Source organism: Cryobacterium sp. N19 (assembly GCF_002929595.1).
In the GTDB taxonomy this organism is placed as follows: Bacteria; Actinomycetota; Actinomycetes; order Actinomycetales; family Microbacteriaceae; genus Cryobacterium; species Cryobacterium flavum.
Genome location: NZ_PJJR01000018.1, coordinates 1 through 3,655 on the forward strand (window position 1 = coordinate 1; position 3,655 = coordinate 3,655).

Sequence of the window (3,655 nt, forward strand, 5' to 3'; positions counted from 1 at the left end):
TTCTTCTGGACTTTTTCTCGTTGGCATCACGTGCCGGCGGGAAGGGTACCGCCCGTACTTTGAGAACTACACAGTGGACGCGAGCATCTTAAATTTGACTCTCGTAAGAGAGCAAATTACAAAGATCTAAGCACTGAATTTATTTAGTGCTGTGATCATTGGTCAATTTCGATGTCGGATTTATTCGGCATACTTAATCGATTCAAACTCATGTGATGTCAAATTTTTAAGAGCAAACGGTGAATGCCTTGGCATGTAGAGCCGAAGAAGGACGTAGTAATCTGCGATAAGCCTCGGGGAGTTGATAAACGAACTGTGATCCGAGGATGTCCGAATGGGGAAACCCCGCCAGGCCCGTGAGGTGACCTGGTGACTCCCGCCTGAATATATAGGGCGGGTAGAGGGAACGTGGGGAAGTGAAACATCTCAGTACCCACAGGAAGAGAAAACAATAGTGATTCCGTTAGTAGTGGCGAGCGAACCCGGATGAGGCTAAACCGATCATGTGTGATAGCCGGTAGGCGTTGCATGGTCGGGGTTGCGGGACTTTTCTGCCTATTCTACCGAATGGTAAGGGTTAGAACGTTGTATAGACGAACAGGATTGAAAGCCTGGTCATAGAGGGTGCGAACCCCGTAGTCGAAATGCAGCAATCGCCCGAGAAGTATCCCAAGTAGCACGGGGCCCGAGAAATCCCGTGTGAATCCGTCAGGACCACCTGATAAGCCTAAATACTCCTACATGACCGATAGTGAACAAGTACCGTGAGGGAAAGGTGAAAAGTACCCCGGGAGGGGAGTGAAATAGTACCTGAAACCGTTTGCTTACAAACCGTTGGAGCCAGCTTTGTTCTGGTGACAGCGTGCCTTTTGAAGAATGAGCCTGCGAGTTAGTGATATGTGGCGAGCTTAACCCGAGAGGGGAATGCGTAGCGAAAGCGAGTCTGAATAGGGCGATTCAGTCGCATGTCCTAGACCCGAAGCGAAGTGATCTATCCATGGCCAGGTTGAAGCGACGGTAAGACGTCGTGGAGGACCGAACCCACTTCAGTTGAAAATGGAGGGGATGAGCTGTGGATAGGGGTGAAAGGCCAATCAAACTTCGTGATAGCTGGTTCTCTCCGAAATGCATTTAGGTGCAGCGTTGCGTGTTTCTTGCCGGAGGTAGAGCTACTGGATGGCCGATGGGGCCCAAAAGCTTACTGACGTCAGCCAAACTCCGAATGCCGGTAAGTGAGAGCGCAGCAGTGAGACGGTGGGGGATAAGCTTCATCGTCGAGAGGGAAACAACCCAGACCACCAACTAAGGTCCCAAAGCGCGTGCTAAGTGGGAAAGGATGTGGAGTTGCACAGACAACCAGGAGGTTGGCTTAGAAGCAGCCACCCTTGAAAGAGTGCGTAATAGCTCACTGGTCAAGTGATTCCGCGCCGACAATGTAACGGGGCTCAAGCACGCCACCGAAGTTGTGGCATTGATATTTTTGGTTAGCTAACACCCTTGTGGTGTTGGTTCAGCCGTGTTGATGGGTAGGAGAGCGTCGTGTGGCCAGCGAAGCGGCGGTGTAAACCAGCCGTGGAGGCCACACGAGTGAGAATGCAGGCATGAGTAGCGAAAGACGGGTGAGAAACCCGTCCTCCGAAAGATCAAGGGTTCCAGGGCCAGGCTAATCCGCCCTGGGTAAGTCGGGACCTAAGGCGAGGCCGACAGGCGTAGTCGATGGACAACGGGTTGATATTCCCGTACTGACGAAAAACCGCCCAAACTAATCCAGTAATGCTAAGCATCTGAATCCCCTAGATGGATCCCTTCGGGGTGAAGCGTGGGGCCTAGCGTGCGACCCTATGCTGGTGCGGTTAGCGTATTAACAGGTGTGACGCAGGAAGGTAGCTGAGCCGGGCGATGGTTGACCCGGTCTAAGGATGTAGGCCGAGAGATAGGCAAATCCGTCTCTCATATAAGGTTGAGACCCGATGGGTAGCCCGTAAGGGTGAAATCAGTGATCCTATGCTGCCAAGAAAAGCATCGACGCGAGGTTTTAGTCACCCGTACCCCAAACCGACTCAGGTGATCAGGTAGAGAATACTAAGGAGATCGAGAGAATCGTGGTTAAGGAACTCGGCAAAATGCCCCCGTAACTTCGGGAGAAGGGGGGCCTGAGGCGTGAACGGACTTGCTCCGGGAGCGTTCGAAGGCCGCAGAGACCAGTGGGAAGCGACTGTTTACTAAAAACACAGGTCCGTGCTAAGTCGCAAGACGATGTATACGGACTGACGCCTGCCCGGTGCTGGAAGGTTAAGAGGAACGGTTAGCCGCAAGGCGAAGCTGAGAATTTAAGCCCCAGTAAACGGCGGTGGTAACTATAACCATCCTAAGGTAGCGAAATTCCTTGTCGGGTAAGTTCCGACCTGCACGAATGGCGTAACGACTTCCCAGCTGTCTCAACCGCGAACTCGGCGAAATTGCATTACGAGTAAAGATGCTCGTTACGCGCAGCAGGACGGAAAGACCCCGTGACCTTTACTACAGCTTGGTATTGGTGTTCGGTGTGGCTTGTGTAGGATAGGTGGGAGACTGTGAAGCTTGGACGCTAGTTCAGGTGGAGTCATTGTTGAAATACCACTCTGGTCATATTGGATACCTAACTTCGAACCGTGATCCGGTTCAGGGACAGTGCCTGGTGGGTAGTTTAACTGGGGCGGTTGCCTCCTAAAAAGTAACGGAGGCGCCCAAAGGTTCCCTCAACCTGGTTGGTAATCAGGTGTCGAGTGTAAGTGCACAAGGGAGCTTGACTGTAAGACTGACAAGTCGAGCAGGGACGAAAGTCGGGACTAGTGATCCGGCAGTGGCTTGTGGAAGCGCTGTCGCTCAACGGATAAAAGGTACCTCGGGGATAACAGGCTGATCTTGCCCAAGAGTCCATATCGACGGCATGGTTTGGCACCTCGATGTCGGCTCGTCGCATCCTGGGGCTGGAGTAGGTCCCAAGGGTTGGGCTGTTCGCCCATTAAAGCGGTACGCGAGCTGGGTTTAGAACGTCGTGAGACAGTTCGGTCCCTATCCGCTGCGCGCGCAGGAAATTTGAGAAGATCTATCCCTAGTACGAGAGGACCGGGATGGACGAACCTCTGGTGTGTCAGTTGTTCCGCCAGGAGCACCGCTGATTAGCTACGTTCGGAACGGATAACCGCTGAAAGCATCTAAGCGGGAAGCCGGCTTCGAGATGAGATTTCCATCCCTTCGGGGGAGAGGCTCGCAGCTAGACTACTGCGTTGATAGGCCGGATGTGGAAGTGGGGACTAAAGACCCATGGAGCTGACCGGTACTAATAAGCCGATAATTTGATAACACTCAGTTTGAAGAAGCTGCTTTAGCGTCCACTATGTGGTTCTCGATGTACGGTCGAGAACAACGTCCTCGTCACGAGGACTCTATATAACTACATAATATAGAATCGATTCATCGCAAGATGTTTCGGCGGCTATAGCGAGAGGGAAACGCCCGGTCACATTCCGAACCCGGAAGCTAAGACTCTCAGCGCCGATGGTACTGCAGGGGGGACCCTGTGGGAGAGTAGGACACCGCCGGACTTAACGTAGAAACACCAGGAAAGCCATCCCTCCGGGGATGGCTTTCCTGCGTTAACAGGCCACCCACG

2 rRNA genes are annotated in these 3,655 nt (G+C 52.8%); both read left to right on the forward strand.

Going from position 1 to position 3,655, the window contains the following annotated elements:
- Positions 1–216 precede the first annotated feature (216 nt).
- Positions 217–3,346, forward strand: a 23S ribosomal RNA gene (locus tag CXY78_RS00190).
- A 124-nt stretch (positions 3,347–3,470) separates the two neighbouring features.
- Positions 3,471–3,587 (forward strand): 5S ribosomal RNA (gene rrf / locus CXY78_RS00195).
- Positions 3,588–3,655 lie beyond the last annotated feature (68 nt).